Source organism: Psychrobacter sp. Ps6, assembly GCF_022129235.1.
Lineage (GTDB): Bacteria > Pseudomonadota > Gammaproteobacteria > Pseudomonadales > Moraxellaceae > Psychrobacter.
In genome coordinates this window covers 350,326-372,979 of the sequence record NZ_JADQAI010000001.1, presented here as the reverse complement: position 1 = coordinate 372,979, position 22,654 = coordinate 350,326, and the positions used below count along the sequence as shown (strand labels likewise).

Genomic DNA, 22,654 nt, shown 5'->3' with positions numbered 1-22,654 from the left:
CATTTGTTTAACGACAGATATCAGCCTTCAGAACTTGGCTTAATACCTGCTTGCGCCATCAAACCATCTGGACTAAAGACCCCTTCATAAACAAAAGCAGTCGGACCTGTCATCATAACTGAATAGCCCGGCTGCCACTTGATGATCATGCTGCCACCATAGAGCTGCGCTCGCACTTCTTCGCCTTCGTCGAGCCAGCCCTCTCTTATACCGACTGCAACTGCTGCACAGGCGCCCGTGCCGCAAGCTTGCGTCTCGCCCACGCCGCGCTCATACACACGTAGACGAATATGACGCTGGTTCATCACTTGCATAAAGCCCACATTGACGCGATCTGGAAATGCGGGATGAGATTCAATGGCTTTACCCAACGTCTCAACTTCGGCGTCCAGTACGTCATCGACTTTGATAACAGCATGTGGGTTGCCCATATTGGCAACATATAGCTGCACAGGCGTGCCATTTACGTCGAGGTGATAAGTGTTTTGGATTTTGGTCGTGGCTCTTGGGCTAAAGGGTATCTCATTTGGCTCAAACTTAGGCTTGCCCATGTCGACTTCTACCCAACCAAACCGATCAGTGGTCAAAGAGATAATGCCACTCGCCGTCTCAACCCGTAGACGCTGCTTAAATGACAGCTTGCGCGCTTGGACAAAACGGGCGAAACAGCGCGCACCATTGCCGCATTGCTCCACCTCGGTGCCATCCGTGTTAAAAATACGGTAACTAAAATCAACATCGGGGCGCATCGGTGGCTCGACCACAAGTAATTGATCAAAGCCAATACCTAGGTGACGATCTCCCAATAACTCTACCAATTCCTTGGTCAAATCTAAGCGCTGGGTCACTAAATCAATGACCATGAAATCATTACCCAACCCATGCATTTTAGTAAACTCTATTAGCATATCTTTGATGTCCTATCCTATTTTTATGTATGGCTTATATTAGCACGCTGTCAGATACAATCATAATTATCACCGCTATCAAATACCAACTTATCGTTATACTTCAAACTCGATATACACCATTCGAGTTTGCCATAAAAAACCCACCGTTATCATCACAGTGGGTTTTATTTATTATTCAAAAACAGTTTCAGTGTTGGCGCTTTTATTTATCTTGCCACAGTATTTCGTCAGCATACAATGCTTCAACCGTTTCGCGTTTGCGGATGAGCTGATGGTTATTACCTGCTACCATCACTTCGCTGGCACGCGGACGCGAGTTGTAATTACTACTCATGGTAAAGCCATAAGCACCCGCGCCAGTCATAGCCAGCACATCGCCTTCAGATAGTGATAGTAAGCGGTCTTTTGCCAAGAAATCCCCTGTCTCACAAATCGCGCCAACGATGTCCCACGGCTTTGTACCATTTGTATCAATGCCATCGCTCGGCAATGTACTTGGAATCACGGCCATTTCAGCTTGATATAAAGCAGGACGAATCAAGTCGTTCATCGCAGCATCGACGATCGCAAAGTTCTTATGCTCAGTCGGCTTGAGTACATCGACTTGCGTCAATAGCACACCAGCATTGGCAACGATACTACGACCTGGCTCGAAGAATACGGTCAAACCAAGCTCGCTAAGCTTTGGTAGTAAAGCCTCGGCAAACTCATCGATAGACACAGGCGTCTCATCAATATAACGCACGCCTAGACCGCCACCCAAATCAATATGACGCAGCTCAATGCCATGATCGCGTAGGCTATGTATCAGCTCAATGACTTTGTCTAATGCGGCGACAAATGGCGCGACTTCAGTCAGCTGCGAGCCAATATGACAATCAATACCAACGATATCGATATGCGATAAATCCGCCGCTTGCTGATAGACAGCCAGTGCGTTCTCATGAGTAATACCGAACTTGTTGTCTTTAAGACCCGTTGAGATATACGGATGCGTCTTGGCATCGACATCGGGATTGACGCGTAATGAGATTGGCGCACGCTTATTAAGTGCTGTCGCCACCTCATTGATCAAGGTCAGCTCACTGATGGACTCGACGTTAAAGCAGCCGATACCTTGGGTCAGTGCATACTCGATATCACTATATGTTTTGCCAACACCTGAGAAGACAACGCGCGCTGCCTCGCCGCCTGCAGCCAATACGCGCATCAGCTCACCACGAGAGACGATATCAAACCCAGCGCCTGCCTGAGCAAGCACGCCAAGCACTGCAAGATTCGAGTTTGCTTTTACCGCATAGCATACCTGATGATTGAGACTGGCGAAGCTATCGGTATATGCTTTATAGACATCTAGTATCGCCTGCTTTGAGTAGACATAGCATGGCGTACCATATTGTTTTGCCAACGCATCAACACTGACCTGCTCCATATATAGTGCATCGTCGCGATAGCTTAGCGCGGGCAGATGAGCGCTCAACGCTTTAGGATCAACATATAGACCCTGCTCAGTTTGAATAGTGACAGACTCGCCAGCGGCAAAATCGGTTACGTCAGCAGGTAGTTCAGAATGACTCATATAAACATCTCTAATATAATCAGGGTAACAAGGGTAAGAATGAAAGTTAATAATCGTTAGGATCCGTACTCGGCTCAGGCAGTATTTGCTGTTCATCTAGATAGTCATTTTTTTGATAGGTATCATCATCAATACCCGCAAAAGCGGCATCTTGTGGATGGCTCGTACTATTTAGTACAGATGGACTACCCTCTACCGTTTGGCTACTGGACTCTGGTAAGTACAAAGCGCCTTTTTGCCCGCAGCCTGACAACCCTACCATCATCGCACTGCCAATGACTAAGGCAGTAATGGCGCGGCGACTGGCAAGTCTCCATAAGGCGATATGCCCAGTTTCTGATGAGTGAAGTATAGTAGACATAGAGTGGATAACCTGTGAGCGTGTAGCGGTGTAAGTGCGATGAAGAATCGTAATAAGCAAAGAGCGAAAAAGGCAGCCAAAGCATAGCCAATATCAAAGTTTTAATCATAGCATTATGACACAAAGCTGTACGCATACTGAACAGCATTGGCCAATAAATTTGGCTCATAGTGGGGATCGGTTTGATGCTTTCATCATAATTTACTGACGATATCGCTTGATAATTTGTGCATAAAAACATGTCTGATAGGTATTTGGACAATATTTCTTACAATTTTTGATATTCATAAGGCAGCTCTATAACAGCCCACAATCAATAACTAAAGTACCTAGGAGCCACTAGCTATAACAGATGTACCAATATTTTGAACGCTTGATACACACTGATTTTAAACCTTACCGTTATCGCGGTATAGATACAAAAATATGTTACATTATACCGCGACCTTACGGCTATGATGAGGCGCAGGCCTGCGATTCGGCGATACTGCTATATAGTAATAAGATACAACCATTAGCCTCAGTATGACTAAGATCGATCATATACTTGTTTGATAGATCAGCATGGATATGGCTAATTTTGTGTTAAACACGATCAATCTATCATCGAATTAATATGAACACGATGCGATGTCAGTGTCATTTTTATCATAGTAATCTGACGATATGATGATTTTCTACCTATAAAAACCCACCTATAAAAACCAATCTAAGGATAGAGTATGAGCGCCAGCCTAACGACCACTTTTGATGATAAGAACTCTGAAACATCAACCCTGACCAGCCCAACTTTGGTTTTAAACTGCGGCTCGTCCTCCATCAAATACGCGTTGATTAGCGATGACAACTCTACTCGTATCACCGGTCTTGCCGAAAACTTAGGTCTTGATACGGCTCGTATCAAACACACGACCTTAAACGGTGAAAAGCTTGAAATCTCTATCCCTGGTGGTCGCCATAAGCTGGCACTACAAAAAATTCTTGAGCTACTAGAGCAGTACCACTTCATCGCCGTCGGTCATCGTGTGGTACATGGTGGTCGCGAATATTCTAAAGCCGTTCGCGTTGACGAGCATGCATTGGCAGAAGTGAAGCGTCTCAAAATACTAGCTCCGCTACACAACCCTGCAAACGCCCTAGGTATCGAAGCGGTTCAGGCGATCTACCCTGATATGCCACAAGTGGTAGTATTTGACACCGCTTTTCACCAGACCATGCCGCCGGTTGCTTTTCGCTATGCGCTACCAAAATACCTATACGAAGAGCATAAAATCCGTCGCTATGGTTTTCATGGTACGTCTCACGCCTATGTCTCAGAGCGTGTCAGCCAAATCACTGAGGCAAAAGGCCCACATGGTTGGTTGACCGCGCATTTGGGTAATGGTTGTTCAATCGCGGCAGTATATGATGGCAAAAGTCTCGATACCAGTATGGGTTTGACTCCGCTTGAGGGCCTTATGATGGGTACGCGCAGTGGTGATGTGGATCCAAGCCTGCACATGCATCTAAAACGCCAACTCGATATGAGCTTAGAAGAGACTGACAAAATGCTTAATAATGATAGCGGTCTACTCGGTATCTCAGGACTGTCTAACGACTTGCGTACCATCGAGCAAGCAGCCAGTGAAGGTCACGAAGATGCACAGCTCGCTATCGAGATGTTCTGCTATCGTGCTGGTAAATATCTGGCCAGTCTTAGCTGTGCGTTACCAGAGTTTACTGGTATTGTCTTTACTGGCGGTATCGGTGAGAACTCCGACATTACACGTACCAAAATTTTGACAGTGATGCGTCATTTCGGTATCAAAATAGATGCTGACAAAAATGCCAGTTTGGCTCGTGGTAAAGAAGGCAGCTTCCACGCAGATGACAGCAGTATCGAGCTATGGGTCGTTCCAACCGACGAAGAATACCGTATTGCTCAAGAGACTCGTCAGGCATTGAATTTAATATAAGCGTGAAAGTGTTTGATACGCCATATCTATATAATTAATATTTGCTATAAAGCTATGACGTAAATACTCAATATATTGCTCATTCTGCCAAGGGTGAATTGAACTTAATAATAAAATAAACCGTAGGATACACTATGCAGACCATTTTACTTGTTCCCATTAGCCGCGGTATCGGTGTAACATCAGCCGCGCTTGGCCTGATTCGCGCCTTTGATTATAACGGTATTAAAGCAGGCTTTATGAAGCCATTTTTGCAAGACGATACACTAGATAAACAGCACAGCTTGGACAGCTCAAGCGCATTGACCATGCATGCCTTTGGACTAAAGCCGCCCAAATCGATCAGCCGTCAGTACGTCGAGCGGATGCTGGGCGATGGCAATCTTGATGTTTTGATGGAAGAAGTGATTGCCAATTATCACACGATCAATGATGGTCCTGACGTCATCATCTGTGAAGGTCTGGTACCGACTACTGAGACCTCTTACGCCTCACAAATCAACCGTGCGCTTGCCCATGCTTTGGATGCCAAGATTATATTTGTCAGTACGGCTGATATCAGCAAGCCTGCCTATTTAGCAGACAAATTGGATGTGCATGCTCGCGAGTTCGGCGGTGTCATGGATGCGCGTACGCTTGGCGTGATATTAATGCGTGTACAGGACGTACCTAATACCTTTGAGAATCAACCAGTCGCTCCGGGTGAGGCGGTTGTTAGCTTAGATCCAACCTTTTTGCAAGAAGTGCAGCGCCTATCGCCTTCGTTCAATACTGACGCGTTTCGCCTCATCGGTGTCGTACCCTTTAGCGATTCGTTATCAGTGCCGCGCACATGGGATATTGCCACAGAGCTGGATGCTACTTGGCTCAATGTCGGTGAAGCAAAAACACGTCGCATCAATCGCATCAGTCTGACGGCGCGCTCAGTAGCACGCGTCAACGAAGTCTTTAAGCGCGGTACATTAATGGTGGTGCCTGGTGACCGCGATGATTTATTGCTGGCTGCTGGGTTGGCCTGTATTAATGGAATTCCACTGGCAGGTCTGGTACTCACTGGCGGTATCACCCCAAGCAAAACAGTCACTGAGCTCTGGCAGTCAGCGCTCAAAACCGGCATCCCTGTCATGAGCGTCGAGAGCGACAGCTATCAAACGGTGCAGAGCTTGATGCATATGAGTTCTGAGATTCCAAGCGATGACACTGAGCGTGCGGAAGAAGTGGCGCGTTATGTCGCTGCTCATTTAGATTTGAGCTGGATTAAAGAATACTTTAGCCGTAATCATGAACCGCGCTTGTCCCCATCTGCGTTTCGCCATCAGTTGGTTAAAAAATCACAGCACGCCAAAAAACGTATCGTATTGCCAGAAGGTTCTGAACCACGTACGGTCGAAGCGGCCTGTATCTGTCAGAGCCGCGGTATTGCCAACTGCGTACTGCTCGCCAAGCGTAGCGATGTCGAGCAAGTCGCCAAAAATCGCGATTTGACGTTGCCAGAAGGTCTAGAAATCATCGACCCCGACACGCTTGATATGAGCAAATATATCGCTGCTGTCGTGGAGCGCCGCAAAGGTAAAACTGGTGCAGACGTCGCCGCTGAATATCTAAAAGATACGGTGTATCTTGGCACCATCATGCTGCAGCTAGATGAGGTCGATGGTCTGGTCTCAGGTGCGATTCATACCACTGCCAATACCGTACGCCCAGCGTTTCAATTAATCAAAACCGCGCCGCAGTACTCGCTCGTATCATCCGTGTTCTTTATGCTGTTGCCTGAGCAAGTGGTTGTCTATGGTGACTGTGCGATTAATCCTGATCCGAATGCTGAAGAGTTGGCTGAAATTGCCATCCAATCGGCACAGTCTGCTGCGGCCTTCGGTATCGATCCAAAAGTCGCGATGATCAGCTATTCTACGGGCTCATCAGGCGCAGGCGCGGATGTCGAAAAAGTCGCTCGTGCCACCCAAATCGTCCGTGAGCGTGCGCCGAACCTCAAAGTCGATGGCCCACTACAATATGATGCCGCATCGGTCATGAGTGTGGGTAAACAAAAAGCGCCTGACTCTCCTGTCGCAGGTCAAGCCAACGTCTTTATTTTCCCTGATCTCAATACTGGTAACACCACATATAAAGCAGTGCAGCGTAGCGCCAATGTCATCAGCGTTGGACCGATGCTGCAAGGATTAAATAAGCCAGTCAATGACTTGTCACGTGGCGCGCTCGTTGATGATATCGTCTATACCATCGCGCTAACCGCCATCCAAGCGTATAGCGATCTGATTTAATCGCTATCATACTTGCTAATTAAAGTCCTTTATATCGCCGACTATCGTCATGATGGTCGGTTTTTTATTGGTGCTGTGGTGGTATAGTTAAAGTATCTCAAAAACGATACAGTACTGCTAATATCAATTTTTGCAGCCTCTGTTTGCGCAGGCCCAGCAAGCAAAAAAATTGATTTAACAGTGCATAATGTAGCGGTATTAATTTTCACTGACTATAGGTGGTGATAGATAGTGATGACAGATGCTCACATGCACTCTACAATAGCGCTATGATTCAGTTAATATAAAAAGGTTAGCGGATAAAAGAGTAAGGTGTATTGATACCAACAGATACTTCATCTCTTTTTACGCATTTATTTATGCCAAATATGAGCAATAACCCTCAAAAAAAAACAACTGCCCCTGCCATCCGCGCCTATCTTGGCGGCTCATTTGATCCGATACATAATGGTCACCTAGAAGTGGCTCTACACGTCTATCAGGACTTATTACCAATCGCAACGCAGCAAAACCGTCCCTTACATGTATCTTTATTACCCAATGCGTGCTCGCCATTCAAAACGCAAAGCACAGATCCCGCTCATCGCTTGGCCATGTTGCAACTCGCGACGCAAGACACACCGATACAAATCAATGAGCTTGAGATATGGCAAGCGCCGCCTGTCTATACGATTGATAGTGTACGCACACTTAGGCAGCAATACCCTAATGACTGTTTGATATTTATCATGGGTATGGACAGCGCACGCAGTTTGGATAAATGGAAGGACGGGTTACAACTGACGGACTATGTCAATCTGTGGGTGTTTAATCGTGAGGATAGCGATCATATTAATGATGGAGTTTCTGACAATGCAACATCACTTGGAAACAGTATAGCGACCTCGCAATATTTAGCGACCTTGCAATCGCAACTGCCGCTACCTTTACAACCACATGTAACCAACTCACCGATTGAGCTATTAACCCCAATGACTCGATGCTTATTAAATACCATGGAAGCCGACAGCTCAAAAATAAATAGCCTTGACGTAAATAGCACTGACTTGAAAAGCGCTATGAAAGGACGCATTTATATAGATACGCGACCGATCACTGCCGTATCAAGCACGCAAATACGCGAGCAACTACAAATATTGGGCAATAAAACAAATAAAATGCCCGTCACTGAGAGGCAAATCGCATCTATCGCACCAATAAATGATATTATGAGCAATACTCATCCCAATTCATTAGCTAAATGGCTCAATCCTGCCGTTTATCACTATATTATCGCCCATCAGCTATATTCTGCTGCTCAATTCCGTTAAAATCGCCTTATCTATGTCATTTTGCCTATCCTATCTCTATACATGACTGACGACATATGATCAGTCGAATCAGACAAATTGACGTTTTGCCCCTTTATTTTTAATAGTTACGATTGAAGAGATTAAAATTTATGACCAACACCATGACCGAAGAACGCTTAACCGTGTGCTTGAACCTTGTACAAAGCGCGCTAGATGATATGAAAGCAAAGAACATTACTGTAATGAATGTAGAAGACTTAACTGACGTCACCGAGCGTATCGTCATCGCTGATGGTACCTCAAAGCGTCATGTACGCGCGATGGCGGACAGCGTCGGCGCTGAAGCCAAACAAGCCGGCTTTATGCCACTTGGCCGCGAAGGCGGTATCGACTCTGATTGGACACTAATTGATTTGGGCGCGGTTGTCGTTCATATCATGACCCCGCAAGCGCGTGAGTTCTATGACTTAGAAGGCCTATGGTCATCACCGGATCAGTTGGCTGAGCTGGTCGCCACACCGCGTGAAAAGAAAACCGCTGGTCGTCGCAACAAGAACAAATAAGATTATTGAGTACAATAATCTTGTCATACTAAAAGCATGAGATCAAAAAGACCAGAATCGTTATTCTGGTCTTTTTTTGTGCCGATATTTAGACCTATCTGTCATGATAAACAGCCATTAGAATGGATAATTGTCGGATAGATTGTTATCATCCCTATCACTATTGCTAAGCAAATTTTGTCCTGCTCTCACGTATCATTAAGGATTGCCCATGTCTGCTACTCACCGCTCACATTCTGAGATTAACCTACCCTTGCATGTGGCAAACTTAGTATGTGTCCGCGCAGGCAAAGCCATGCCGTTCACTCGTGAAGAAATGAGCGCCATCGATAAAGCGCCCATTACAGCACCCGTCGCCGTCAACTTTATGGGACTGACCACCGACGAGCAAGCCGACCGCAAACATCATGGCGGCCCACTCAAAGCCTTACATCAACTGCCAACGGCCACTTATGAAAAAATCAATACCGAGTTTGACCTAAAAGTACGTGTCGGCACGCTCGGTGAAAACCTTACCACTGAAACCGTTAATGGCTTGCCTGAGATGGATGAGTCTACCGTCTGTATTGGCGACGTTTATCAGTATGGCGACGATAATATAAACGGTGAAGATAGCGTGCAACTGCGTATCGTCCAACCGCGCCGCCCGTGCTACAAAATCAACGATCAAATTGGTCAGTTTACCAAAGTGCCGAATATTGCGGCGTGGGTCAGCAAGCAAGGTATTTCAGGCTGGTACTTTAAAGTGGTGCGTGATGGCATGATTAACGCTGACTTGCCGGTCTACTTAGTCGAACGTCCCTATCCATTTGCCACGTTAGAGAAACTCTGGCAATTGTCCAATTCAAAAGAAAAGTTTGACGCTGAGGTGATTGAGCCGTGGCTAGCCATTGAGTGTTTGGAGGCGAGTTGGAAGAAAGTGTTGGCTAAGAAAATCAAACGTACCTAACGCGCGCTCATCAATACAAACGATAGTATGGTGCTAAAATAGACTGTCTACACCAGTTGCTGTGTCCTGTTTTTCTTTTTATATGAGCCTTTCATGACCAAATCTATTACTGCTCTTGCTATTGCGTGTTGCGTAACTCTGCCTCTGATTGGCTGCGTAACCACGACCTCACCAGTGGCAACAACCAAAAGCTACAGCGTCGACAGCGACACCTATCAATCGACTGGCAAAAGCCAGCGTATCAAAACCATCGTTCTACACTATACGGTCTCAGACAATGAGCGCTCAATCAAAACATTGACCACGGGCAATGTGAGCGCGCACTATTTGGTCTTGGACAAGGACGATAATAAAATCTATAACCTCGTACCAGAGTCTGAGCGCGCATGGCATGCAGGCGATGGCGGCTTTTCAGGACGAACTATCCTCAATGATACCTCTATCGGTATCGAAATCGTCAATGCAGGGATCAAGCCTGAATATCGAGACGCGCTAAAGAATGGCAATATGGACTACCATCCTTATGATCATTATGTGGCGTTTGATGAATGGCAGATTAAAAAAGTTGCGGAGCTGGTACAAGATATCGCCGCCCGCTATGACATCTCACCAAAAAACATCATCGGTCATGCAGATATGGCACCCTCGCGCAAGATCGACCCTGGTGCCAAGTTTCCATGGGAGCGACTGTACTTCGATTATGGTATCGGCGCTTGGTATAATGAAGCAGACAAGCAAGAAATTATGAATCGGCGTACCTTGGTCGCGCCAAGCGTGCAGGAAATCAAGCAAGCCTTTCGCAAATATGGCTATCAAATTAATAATAGCGACGAATGGGACAAGCCCAGTCGCGATGTCATCTATGCGTTTCAATTGCATTTCAGACCGCAGCAGCCAACCGGTAATATGGATAGCGAAACCTATGCGATATTACAGGCGCTCAATATGAAGTATGCTAGTCGGGATGACTTCTACTAAAATTAGGTATTAGCCATTAATAACCAATAATCCATCCATAACAACAATGAAAAAGGACATATTATGAGCACTCTATTTAGTGTCAATTTAAATAAACTCGCCTTAATCAGAAACTCTCGCGGCACAGACTATCCCAATCTACTGTACTTTGTGAAGAAGCTGATTGATTTGGGTGTCAAAGGCTTTACTGTGCATCCACGACCTGATGAGCGTCATATCAGATACCAAGATGTCTATGATATCAGTCAGTTTTTGACAGACTATCCAGAGATTGAGTTCAATATCGAGGGCAACCCAAACGAGCAGTTTTTATCTTTGATTCGCGAAGTCAAACCGCATCAATGTACGCTTGTGCCCGATAGCGAAGACCAGCTAACCTCCGATCATGGTTTCGATATCATCAAACACAAAGACATGCTGTCGGCGTTGAGTCATGAGTTGCAAGAGTTTGGTACACGCTGCGCGGTATTTATCGATCCTGATATCGAGCAGATTAAAGCCGTCATCGATAGCGATGTGCAAACGATAGAGATGTATACCGAAGAATGGGCGCGCGCTTACAGTAATAGTAAGAGCGATGACAATATTGACTTTGATGAGGTCAAGCAACGCTTTAGCGACTGTATCACCCTTGCCAGTGACAACGGCATTCGCGTCAATGCCGGTCATGATTTGAATTTAGAAAATTTAGCCGATCTGCTCGCGCTTGGTGATATCGCTGAGGTGTCTATCGGTCATGCGTTTACGATTGAATCACTAGAGCAAGGCATGGATAATGTGGTGCGTCAGTATTTGACGATTTGTGCTTAACTCGCATCAATAAGCAAATAATTTGGTCCTATCAACAAACCCTAAGCAAACGCCAATAATAGTAAAAAAGGAACCATTATGTACCAGGCCTTTCAAAAACATCTACAACAAGAAATCAGCGATATCCGCGACGCAGGGCTGTATAAAAACGAGCGCGTTATCACCTCTCCGCAAGATGCGCTCATCACGATCGCCGATGGCCGTGAGATGCTTAACTTCTGTGCCAATAATTACCTTGGATTGTCTGACCATCCTGAGATTAAAAAGGCGGCTACCCAAGCCATTGAAGACTCAGGTTATGGCATGTCATCGGTACGTTTTATTTGTGGTACGCAAGATTTGCATAAGCAATTAGAGGCCGCGATTTCTCAATTTTTTAATACCGAAGATACGATTCTTTATGCAGCCTGTTTCGATGCCAATGGCGGTGTCTTTGAGCCACTGCTGACCAGCGAAGATGCCATTATTTCTGATTCGTTAAACCATGCCTCAATCATCGATGGTGTGCGCCTGTGTAAAGCCGCGCGTTATCGCTATGCCAATGCAGATATGCAGGATTTAGAGACTCAGCTGCAAGCGGCGCAAGCACAGCGTTTTCGTTTAATTGTCACCGATGCCGTGTTTTCAATGGATGGTAATGTCGCGCCGATGGATGAGATTTATGCGTTGGCACAAAAATATGATGCCATGGTCATGATTGATGAGTGTCATTCAGCAGGCGTCGTCGGTCGCACGGGTGGCGGCGTGACTGAATTGTTTGATCTGCGCGGTGATATTGAGCTGATCACGGGAACTTTGGGCAAGGCATTTGGTGGCGCAATTGGCGGCTTTACCACAGGTAAAAAAGAAATGATCGAGATGCTGCGTCAACGCTCACGCCCGTATCTGTTTTCAAACTCCATTCCACCCATGATCGCAGCCGCTGGGTTAAAAGCGTTTGAGATGCTAGCAGAGGACAATACCCTACAAGACAAACTGCATGAAAATACCGCCTATTTTGTCAAGCAAATGCAAGATGCCGGCTTCGATATCAAGCCCACCGAATCGGCAATCTGTGCAGTGATGCTTTATGACGCTAATGTTTCACAACAAATGGCAGAGGCACTGCTTGAAGAGGGTATTTATGTGATTGGCTTCTTCTACCCTGTCGTACCTAAAGACGAGGCTCGCATTCGTGTCCAGCTCTCTGCCGCCCATACGCGCGAGCAGCTCGACCAGTGTATCGCCGCCTTTATCAAAGTCGCCAAACAAATGAAAGTGATTGATTAATCGTTGTTCAGTATTTATCTAGATTCACCAATAAAATGCAACACCGTTAAATAAGAGAAAAGTATGAAAGCACTGGTTAAAGCCCATGACAAAAAAGGCATCTGGATGCAAGACGTGCCAGAACCGACCGTTGGCATCAATGACGTTAAAATAAAAATTAAAAAAACCGCCATTTGTGGGACAGATTTACACATTTATAAATGGGATGAATGGTCACAAAACACCATCAAGACACCGATGATTATCGGACATGAATACGTCGGTGTCATTAGTGAAATGGGCGATGGCGTCAAGCATCTGGAAGTGGGCGACCGCGTCACAGGCGAAGGCCATATCGCTTGCGGGCATTGCCGCAACTGCCGCCGCGGTAAGCTGCATGTGTGCGAAAATACCATCGGTGTGGGCGTCGACCGCGATGGCGCGTTTGCCGAATATTTGGTGATACCTGCCGACAATGTCATCAAACTCGATGAGCGTATCAGCGATGAGATGGCAGCCATTATGGACCCTTTTGGCAATGCCACTCACACTGCCCTTTCATTCCCTGTACTGGGTGAAGATGTGCTGATTACGGGTGCAGGACTGATTGGGTCAATGGCAACGGCGATTTGCCGATTTGCTGGGGCACGTAATATTGTGGTCAGTGATATCAGTGATTATCGCTTAGAGCTTGCCAAAAAGATGGGCGCGACGATGACCATCAACCCAGCCAAGGGTGAAACCATCGAAGGCGCTATCGATACGTTAAAAATGCACGGCTTTGACATTGGGCTTGAGATGTCAGGCTCGCCTCAGGCCTTTGACTCGATGATTAGCAATATGTATAACGGCTCTAAAATTGCGCTCTTAGGCATTTTGCCTAACACCACCACGGTGGACTGGAGCAAGATTATCTTTAAGGCGTTAACCCTAAAAGGTATCTATGGGCGCGAGATGTGGGAGACATGGTATCAGATGGAGCAAATGCTGATTAGCGGTATTGATTTGACACCAATCATTACCCATCGCATGCACATTGATGACTTTCAAGAAGGCTTTGATATCATGGAAAGTGGGCAATGCGGTAAGGTGATTTTAAGCTGGGATTAATTTTGGCAATTTAGCATTTGAGGAATCGTGGCTAGCTTTTACATTATCACGACTTATAAAACGGCGCTGATTTCAGTGCCGTTTTTTTTGGGTATTAAAAAGTGATAATATTGACGAGTTGATTGTTGAGGCTTAGAGAGCATTTAAGCAATGGGTAGTTAGATAAAAACGCACGTTTTCTACGAGTTAATAGCTATGTATCTAAGATTTTTTTAGCATATTCTCTGATTTCTATAATTTCATCACTTAATAGCCTTTCTGCATGAGCTTTCATTTTACATTCAGTAATATATTTTGTGTTTAAAATCTCTAAAGCATTTTCTCGAATATCGGCACTCTCATTATCTAATAGCTCTAAGACAAGATGACTATCCTTTAAAAAATTGCCTTCAGTAATACATTTTTTTAGCAAGTCTGCACTTATCTCTTTGCTTTTAACCTTGCCTATGAGCCAGTGTCTTAACTGACTTGAGTCTTTACAATAATCAATGAAAGGTTGTATTGCTTGTTTTTTAATATCGGGTCTAATATCTAACATCATCTGTTGTATGAAAATTTCATCATAATAATTATATTTAATCAATATTTTCGCTAAATTTTCTCTTGGAGTATGTGGAACAGTCCCTCCTTTGACTGGGTATGGCTCTTCTATATCTTTCCATAACAAGTAAAGCTCTTTCACCTCATCTAAGCTTATAAGATTAAGTGGTATCTTATCAAGTAGTTCTGTTGCTCCAGTTGCAATAATGGGGTTTCTTGAGTTAAGACCTTTTATTATTACTTGAATATGGCTCTCGTTATACGGTTCTATAACATATTGGTATAAGTACTCACAACCACTTGCTAAATTATCGTTCAACAATTTCTCTAAAAATAAGTTTTGAATCTTATCGATATTTTCCAGACTCTGATAATGTTCGCTCATAGCACCTATATATAAAAGCGATAGACCTTCTCCATCTTTTATAAGCCCTAAGTATATTTCAAAGCTTTCTGATTCAGGATATGATAGGAATAGGCGACAAGCATTTGCTATTAAAAACCTTTCATTAGTTAAAATCAGTTTTTTAATACAAACTAATAACTCTATATTTAAGGAATTTACTATTTCGAACTCAATATCTACTCGAGGTAGCTTATGTATTGGATACATAAAACTTTCATCACCTGATAACTTTCCTATTTTACTAACTATTGAATTTGATTGCTTCAGCACAACCTCGTAGTCTAAGTTATTAAGTCTAGCTAATGATGAAAAAATGAATGTCCTGCTATCATTTTCTACAACGTTAGGATAAAATACGTTAAAATCCTGTACATACATTTCCATTATGCTAGATAAATTAATCAAAGCACTCAATTCTATCATTTTTTTAAAATCTAAAACTATAGTATCGATACTATTCCCAATACCAATGATAACGTTGAAGAAATTTATATTTTTAGTTTTTTCATGTTTTTTAAAATCTTCACTATTAAAAGCCTGATTGATAGGGGCTACTTCTCTTTTCATCGTTTTAGAAAAAATACTATATTCTAAAAAGCTATAGTTAGGCATTGATCTTTCATATTTAGAGTATTTCTTTATAATATCTGATATTAGCCCAACACTAAGACCATTGTTCTCTTTTTGAATATATGTTTCAATAATTTCTAAAAATTCTTCATTATTATTTTGTAATGTTTTCTCTATTAGTAATTTTATTAAATCGTTTTTTATCTGTATTTTTGTAAGATTTCGGTTCTTAATAAACCTTTCTACTCTAATAGGCTCAAAAATTTCTTCTAATTTTTCAATACAAGTGTATAAATCTTTCGAAGTTATCTCTTTTGTAGCGATTAAATTACAATTTAATGCTATAAAAGATACCCAGTTATCAACAGAGTCTAGTCTTTTTTTAACACTAAATTCAATTTTATCCCATGTACGTGTCGCAATATGACATAAAATTGCTCCGCTCGTATAACGGTTTGTAGAAAGAGAATCCTCTGTTATTTCCCAACACAAACTTATAAAGCTATCTATTTCATCTGATTTGTAATCAATACCTGCGTGCAGTATGAAATCATATATATTGATATTTTTGGGTTTGTTATCAGCAGAATATGTATCATTCCATAATGCTAAAATCTTAGAGCTTAAACCTAAATGACTAAGGAATGTTAGCGTTTCACTATATTGAGGGTTTGAAAATGCCTCTAAAATAAACTGCTCTTGGATAATAATATTTTGAAGTTTCAAATGTTCGGCAGCAGCATACTCACCTAACGTTTTGTGTATGAACAAAACAGTTTCATCTGTTAAGTCATTAACTTTTTCAATAATTCCTTTCGCTACCCAGTATGCAATACAATCATCTATCACTTTGTATGCTTCAAACTTTCGAAGTGGCAACTCTTCTTTCCACTCTTCATGACATATCCGAACCAGCTCTTGTAACGGCTTATAACCATCTCTTAATATTATCCATCCTAACAAATACAAAAACTCTCGTAATTGTCTACTTGGCAAATTTACCGAAACCTCTCGCTTTGGACTTTCTGTTTCTATTAAAGAGAATAGCTGTCTATACAAAGAAGCATAATTAGTATTTGCCTCTATACCTCTTTTTACAAGAATAACAACCAGACTCAAAATTAGCGGGTTTCTCTTGACTAGATGACTGATTTTGACGGCTTCTATCTGCTTTAAAACAGCTTCGTCTATCTTTATCTCTGGAGAAATAACTGAAGTTAGTTGCTTTACTGCACTTTCAAATCCTTTATCATCAATGGGTTTAAGTTCATAGCGTCGCCAATCGCTTATCAAACCTAGCTTGTATCCTATTGGACGAGTTGATATCAAAATCCGTGATTCTGGATAGTCTTTCGAGAGCTTTGAAAAGTATTGAGTTATTTCTGATTGCTGTTGGAAACATTCATCTAGACCATCAGCCAATATCACTGCATTTTGTAGCAAGGAACTGATATTGTCAGGTTGTATCTTTCTATCGAACGCACAATCTATCAAGCATTCTTCGAAACCCTTGCTACTATCCGATAGCATGTCCGTTAGTTTTGACAACTTAACGAATAGAACAAAATATCCTTCGTCACTATAATCTAGGGCTAGTTTACGAAATAACGTAGTTTTTCCTATACCAGCGCCACCTATGACAACACATTTTTTTATGAATCTTCCAAATGTGAAGGAATCAATGATAGTGTCATTATTACGCCTTTCTTTATACCAGCTTTGATACCTCTCGATAGTTAGATCCAAGTTTAAACTTTCATTCTCTTCATCGCTAATAATAGCTGCCTCTAAAGGAATCCATATACTTTGTAAGTCAATAGGTTTTGGTACACTAAGAATTGATATCTCAGCGTAAGCATTTTTGTTATACTGGTGTGCTTTATTGAATAGCTGAATACTCGTTTTTTCCCCTGACTGTATAGTTATCCCTTTATTTTTTAAAAGCTCGTGACAACTTTGAAGCGTTGAATTTCCTTTGATTTTTATTATTCTTCTAGAGTTTTCGACCAGCACTTGCCATGCTTTTTCTCCATCATCTGAAACACTACCTAACATATTCTTTGCTAGAGATTCAGCGTCATTATTTCCTTCGATAGCATTTACGGTTTGTATATATAGTGAAGAACAGACTCTCGAAACATTAAGTCCTTCATTTTCCAGTTTGCTCTTAAACTCAATTGATATATCTTTAATTCCGTCAAATCTATTTTGGCCCATTCTAATAATATCTTGAGCTAAGTCCTTCCTTATCGTTCCAGATGAATCAGGGCAGACGACTAAAATCCCATAATTAATGTCATTTGAAACAATTGCTTTGGCAAGTTTTATTAAAGCATCCCATAAGTCATCGCCCTTTCTAAACCCTCTTTTAACTTGAACTTCAAAGAACTTCCCATTGGAACTGGTGAAGGCAATATCATCTCCAGAACCGCCAGTTTCTGCTTGGCAGTTAATAGGTATAATAGTCGGATTATCTTCAATCCAACTCAAAGTTTTCTCAGTAATCAGGCAAGTAAGTACGATAGCACTTACGCGTGCCTGAAAATCCATTCCTCTTTCAGTGGCACTACCGCCAGCTGTGTTTTTCTGTTTAGACATTCTTATAATCATCACAATTTAGACTAAAATATTATACTTTCATATGAAAGAAAGAATTTTTTTATTTTGAGTTCAAACTACAGTTGATAGTAGCAAGAACATGATGTTACCGCTAGCCCCGACTGTAGCGGTATCCTGCTAGTTTAGGCGAGTTGCGATGGCTAGGTTTTGGGGTGGCGACGCGAAGCAAGCGACGACCCAAACCGTAGCCAGCGCCGCGCCCAGACTGGCAGATACAAGCGGAAGGCGGGAAATAGCTCCTTTATTTTAAAAACCCAAATCTCAAACACAAAAAAGGTGAGCATTACGCTCACCTTCTCATTTAAAAAATAGCTGTCTAGAACAATAATTTAAACCAACTTAGCCTATCTAAACCAAGCACGAGCGTTACGGAACATACGCATCCACGCGCCGTCCTCATCCCATTCTTCTGGTTTCCAGCTGTGGTTATACGCTTTTAGATTACGCTCAGGATGCGGCATCATGATAGTGACGCGACCGTCGGTGCTACATAGACCCGTGACCCCGCCGAGCGAGCCGTTTGGATTGAGCGGATAGGTCTCGGTTGGATGACCTTGGCTATCGACATAACGCATGGCGAGCTGACCGTGGTTTGCCATACCGTCGATTTCGGTATTATTCAGCGTGGCATAGCCTTCACCATGCGCCACGGCGATTGGCAAGATGCTGTCTTGCATCCCTTTGAACAGGATCGACTTGGTACGCTCAACTTTTACGTTGACCGTACGCGCTTCAAAACGCGCCGATTTGTTCGCGACGAAGCGTGGGAAGTTTTCTGCACCTGGGATGAGGTCTTTTAACTGTGCCATCATCTGACAACCGTTACAGACACCCAAGCTAAAGGTATCAGGACGGGCAAAGAAGCGCACAAACTGCATGCGTAGCTCGTCATGGAACAAGATAGAGTTCGCCCAGCCAGAGCCTGCGCCGAGTACGTCACCATAACTAAAGCCACCACAAGCGACCAGACCGTCGAAGTCACGTAGATTGATACGGCCACTGAGCAAGTCGCTCATGTGTACATCGACCGCTTCAAAGCCAGCTTGGGTAAAGCCTGCTGCCATTTCTGTCTGACCATTGACGCCTTGCTCGCGCAGGATGGCGACTCTTGGTTGGCTGTTATTAGCATCAGCGCGGCTGTTTACATAAGGCGCTTCCACTTTTTGATTGAGATCGAAGTTTGGCGCAGCGATGAGACCTTTATGGCTCGCGTCGCTAATCAAGTCATACTCTTGCTGTACGCACGCTGGGTTATCACGGCGACGCGCGATTTGATAGCTGACCTGCGTCCACGCTTGCTGCAATTCAGTACGGCTAAAGCGTAGAGTATCGTCACCCATGTGCAAAGGCGTTTGGATTAATAGGCTGTCTTCTTCAGAACTTTGACCAACGAGGCTGAGCATATCGCTGACGTTAAACTCTTCTGCCAACTGCATGAGCGCCGCGACATTTTCTGGCAATACTTGGATGACCGCGCCTAGCTCTTCACTGAACAGCTGACCGAGTAAGTTGTCATCATCTAATGACAGCTTGATACCTTGACGGCTAGTGAACTGCATCTCTGCGATGGTCGCTAGTAAACCACCATCACCGATATCGTGATAAGCGCTGATGACGCCTTGCGCATTACCCGCTTGGATAAAGTTAAAGAAGTCGATCAAATCGCTTGGCTGCGCTAAATCTGGGCAGTCGTTACCCAATTGGCTGAGCGTTTGCGCAAGGATTGAACCACCTAGACGCAGTTTACCTTTAGACAAGTCAATGCGGTAAAACGCGCTGTCGCCATTGATTAGCTCAGGGGTTAGCGTTTTTGCCACATCAACGACAGGGGCAAACGCCGTCACGACCAAACTCATTGGCGAGACGACTGATTTATCTTGGTTTTGATTATCAGCATCTTCATCACTCCAGTTGGCACGCATCGATAGCGAGTCTTTACCAACTGGGATAGCGATACCGAGTGCTGGGCATAGCTCTTCGCCGACGGCGTGTACCGCATCGAAGAGGGCCGCATCTTCTGCATCATCACCGCACGCTGCCATCCAGTTCGCCGACATGGTGATATCAGACAACTGAGCGATACGTGCGCCCGCGATATTAGTAATCGCTTCACCCACTGCCAGACGTGCCGAGGCTTTAGGATTAATAAGCGCAACAGGCGTACGCTCGCCGACACTCATTGCTTCACCGCTCATTGGCTGACCATCTAGCGCCACTAAGCCTGAAGCCGTCACCGCGCAATCTGATACAGGCACTTGATAGCGACCCACATACTGATCACGCACAACCATACCAGTGATAGAGCGGTCACCAATGCTGATCAAGAATGACTTGCTAGCGACGGTTGGGTGACGTAATACATCGGTAATAGACTCCGCTAAATTAACTTCACCAAGTTCTAATGCTGGCAACGTGCTATCAGAACGCTCAAAGCTGCGCTGCATCTTTGGTGTACCGCCGAGCAGTACTTGCATTGGCATATCGACTGGTTGCTCGTCCAATAGCTCATCATCAACGATGAGCTGACGGATATCCGTCGCCTCGCCCAAGATGGCATATGGACAGCGCTCACGGGCACAGATGGCATCGAACTGATCTTTGCTCTCTGGGCGAATCGCGAGCACATAACGCTCTTGCGCTTCATTTGACCAGATTGCCATTGGCGACATGCCCGCTTCCAATGATGGAATCTTACGCAAGTTCAGATGCGCGCCCATTTCATGGTCATTGACCAATTCTGGCATCGCATTAGACAGACCACCTGCGCCTACGTCATGTAGTGAGACAATTGGGTTGCCGTCTTTACTGTTATTACTGGCGTCTACATCATCACCAGCGAGGGCCCAGCAGCGATCGATGACTTCTTGGCAGCGACGCTCCATCTCAGCATTATCGCGCTGGACTGAAGCAAAATCCAAACCTTCATCAAGCTCGCCACTATCGACCGATGAGGCCGCGCCGCCGCCCAGACCGATTTGCATCGCAGGGCCACCCAGAACAATGAGCAAATCACCTTTTTTAATCGTATTTTTTTCAATCAAGTTGCGTTTGATATTGCCGTAACCCCCTGCCAGCATGATTGGCTTATGGTAGCCGCGCATCTCGCTACCGTCTTTTGCCGCAGAGGTATCTAGCTGAAAACTACGGAAGTAACCGCATAGGTTTGGACGACCAAACTCATTTGAAAAATTGGCACTACCTAACGGCGCTTCGGTCATAATCTCAAGGCTGGTTGCCATACGATCTGGCGTACCGTAGGCTTGCGTGCTCAGCTGACCTGACTGCTCCCATTTCTCGCTAAGCTCAGGGATATGCAAGTGCGACACATGAAAACCTGCTAGACCCGCTTTTGGCTTACCGCCGCGACCTGTTGCACCTTCGTCACGTATCTCACCGCCAGAACCCGTTGCTGCACCTGAATACGGAGCAATTGCCGTTGGGTGATTGTGCGTCTCAACTTTCATCAAGATATCGATGTCTTCTTGATGGAATCCATAAGGATGGATTGCGTTGGCATCCATCGCATCCGTTGGGATAGGATAAAAACGCATGCCATCAGACCCCGCCATCACAGCGGCGTTGTCTTTATACGCTGATAAAATACCTTGTGGATTAGACTGGTACGTGTTTTTGATCATTTGAAACAATGATTTTGGCTGTACTTCGCCATCAACGGTCCACTGAGCATTAAATATCTTATGACGGCAATGCTCTGAGTTAGCCTGTGCAAACATCATCAGCTCAACGTCAGTTGGATTGCGTTTCAACTCATTGACATAGGCGTTCATTAGATAGTCAATATCTTCGCTGGATAACGCAAAGCCGAACTCGGTATTGGCAGACTCTAGCGCTGCCTGACCTTGTCCGATGACATCGATATGATTGAGTGAAGCCGGCGCTTGATCGTCAAACAATTTACTGACATCGCTCAAATCATAAACCAAGCTCTGAGTCATACGGTCAAACAACAACTGCTCAGCGTCTACGGGTAGTTTTTCGCCTGTGTCGCCGTCTGTTTTTTCATCGAGGGTCAACGTATAAACAACGACACGCTCAACACGATTGATCTTAATTTCACAGTTATTAAAGATATCGGTCGCTTTACTTGCCCATGGTGAGATGGTACCAAAGCGCGGCGCAACGATGACTTGTCTTTGATTGTCTTGCGGCGCATCTAGCGTTGTTGATGCATCAACCGCCAGTAAATCTAGCGCTTTTTTATGCTCATCACCGCTCAATTCACGTGAGAGTACATAGACTTGCTGAGTACTTATTTGACTAACATTTAGCTCGGTTTTTTGCTGGAACTGACTGATGAGTTGCTGCGTCTGAAAATCGGTAAGAAACGGTTGTCCGGCGATGGTCATCATAAAGGCATAATCCGTAAGATCAAGGCATCTCTGCCATGCTAAGTAAATGGTCTGGGTATTATAACAAGAAGACCTATAATAAGCAGGTCTAAACCGAGATAAATTGCCGAT

Annotated in this window: 14 protein-coding genes; 9 read left to right on the top strand and 5 right to left on the bottom strand. The window is 44.3% G+C overall.

What is annotated here, in order from left to right; genetic code table 11:
- Window positions 1–20 precede the first annotated feature (20 nt).
- From dapF to I3255_RS01570, 3 genes are all read right to left on the bottom strand, one after another.
- A complete protein-coding gene (dapF, locus tag I3255_RS01580) occupies window positions 21–908 on the bottom strand; it encodes a diaminopimelate epimerase (protein ID WP_058025622.1) in 888 nt (295 codons plus the stop codon).
- Between the two features lie 205 nt (window positions 909–1,113).
- Window positions 1,114–2,490, bottom strand: a complete 1,377-nt coding sequence (gene lysA, locus I3255_RS01575) for a diaminopimelate decarboxylase (protein WP_238036199.1) — start codon at window positions 2,488–2,490, stop codon at window positions 1,114–1,116.
- Window positions 2,491–2,536: 46 nt separating this feature from the next.
- Entirely contained in the window at window positions 2,537–2,851 is a 315-nt protein-coding gene (locus I3255_RS01570) for a lipoprotein (protein ID WP_238036196.1), read from the bottom strand.
- Between the two features lie 722 nt (window positions 2,852–3,573).
- Between I3255_RS01570 and I3255_RS01565 the strand changes: the two genes are divergently transcribed.
- From I3255_RS01565 to tdh, 9 genes are all read left to right on the top strand, one after another.
- Complete coding sequence (locus tag I3255_RS01565) at window positions 3,574–4,806, top strand: acetate kinase (RefSeq protein ID WP_238036195.1); 1,233 nt, start codon at window positions 3,574–3,576, stop codon at window positions 4,804–4,806.
- 134 nt (window positions 4,807–4,940) lie between these two features.
- On the top strand, window positions 4,941–7,088 hold the full coding sequence (gene pta, locus I3255_RS01560; RefSeq protein ID WP_238036193.1) for a phosphate acetyltransferase: 2,148 nt from the start codon (window positions 4,941–4,943) through the stop codon (window positions 7,086–7,088).
- 368 nt (window positions 7,089–7,456) lie between these two features.
- The gene (locus I3255_RS01555) at window positions 7,457–8,398 is read left to right on the top strand and encodes a nicotinate-nicotinamide nucleotide adenylyltransferase (RefSeq protein ID WP_238036191.1); all 942 of its coding nucleotides are present in this window, start codon (window positions 7,457–7,459) and stop codon (window positions 8,396–8,398) included.
- 131 nt (window positions 8,399–8,529) lie between these two features.
- Complete coding sequence (gene rsfS, locus I3255_RS01550; RefSeq protein WP_238036189.1) at window positions 8,530–8,943, top strand: ribosome silencing factor; 414 nt, start codon at window positions 8,530–8,532, stop codon at window positions 8,941–8,943.
- A 211-nt stretch (window positions 8,944–9,154) separates the two neighbouring features.
- Entirely contained in the window at window positions 9,155–9,892 is a 738-nt protein-coding gene (locus I3255_RS01545) for an MOSC domain-containing protein (RefSeq protein ID WP_238036187.1), read from the top strand.
- A gap of 93 nt (window positions 9,893–9,985) precedes the next feature.
- Entirely contained in the window at window positions 9,986–10,870 is an 885-nt protein-coding gene (locus I3255_RS01540) for an N-acetylmuramoyl-L-alanine amidase (protein WP_238036185.1), read from the top strand.
- 63 nt (window positions 10,871–10,933) lie between these two features.
- A complete protein-coding gene (locus I3255_RS01535; RefSeq protein WP_238036183.1) occupies window positions 10,934–11,680 on the top strand; it encodes a pyridoxine 5'-phosphate synthase in 747 nt (248 codons plus the stop codon).
- A 78-nt stretch (window positions 11,681–11,758) separates the two neighbouring features.
- Entirely contained in the window at window positions 11,759–12,949 is a 1,191-nt protein-coding gene (kbl, locus tag I3255_RS01530; protein WP_238036181.1) for a glycine C-acetyltransferase, read from the top strand.
- A 63-nt stretch (window positions 12,950–13,012) separates the two neighbouring features.
- Entirely contained in the window at window positions 13,013–14,038 is a 1,026-nt protein-coding gene (gene tdh, locus I3255_RS01525; RefSeq protein WP_193012263.1) for an L-threonine 3-dehydrogenase, read from the top strand.
- A 193-nt stretch (window positions 14,039–14,231) separates the two neighbouring features.
- On the opposite strand, the gene I3255_RS01520 is transcribed toward tdh, so the two are convergent.
- On the bottom strand, window positions 14,232–18,152 hold the full coding sequence (locus tag I3255_RS01520) for an NACHT domain-containing protein (RefSeq protein ID WP_238036179.1): 3,921 nt from the start codon (window positions 18,150–18,152) through the stop codon (window positions 14,232–14,234).
- A gap of 365 nt (window positions 18,153–18,517) precedes the next feature.
- Window positions 18,518–22,543, bottom strand: a complete 4,026-nt coding sequence (gene purL / locus I3255_RS01515; protein WP_238036177.1) for a phosphoribosylformylglycinamidine synthase — start codon at window positions 22,541–22,543, stop codon at window positions 18,518–18,520.
- Between the last annotated feature and the right edge of the window lie 111 nt (window positions 22,544–22,654).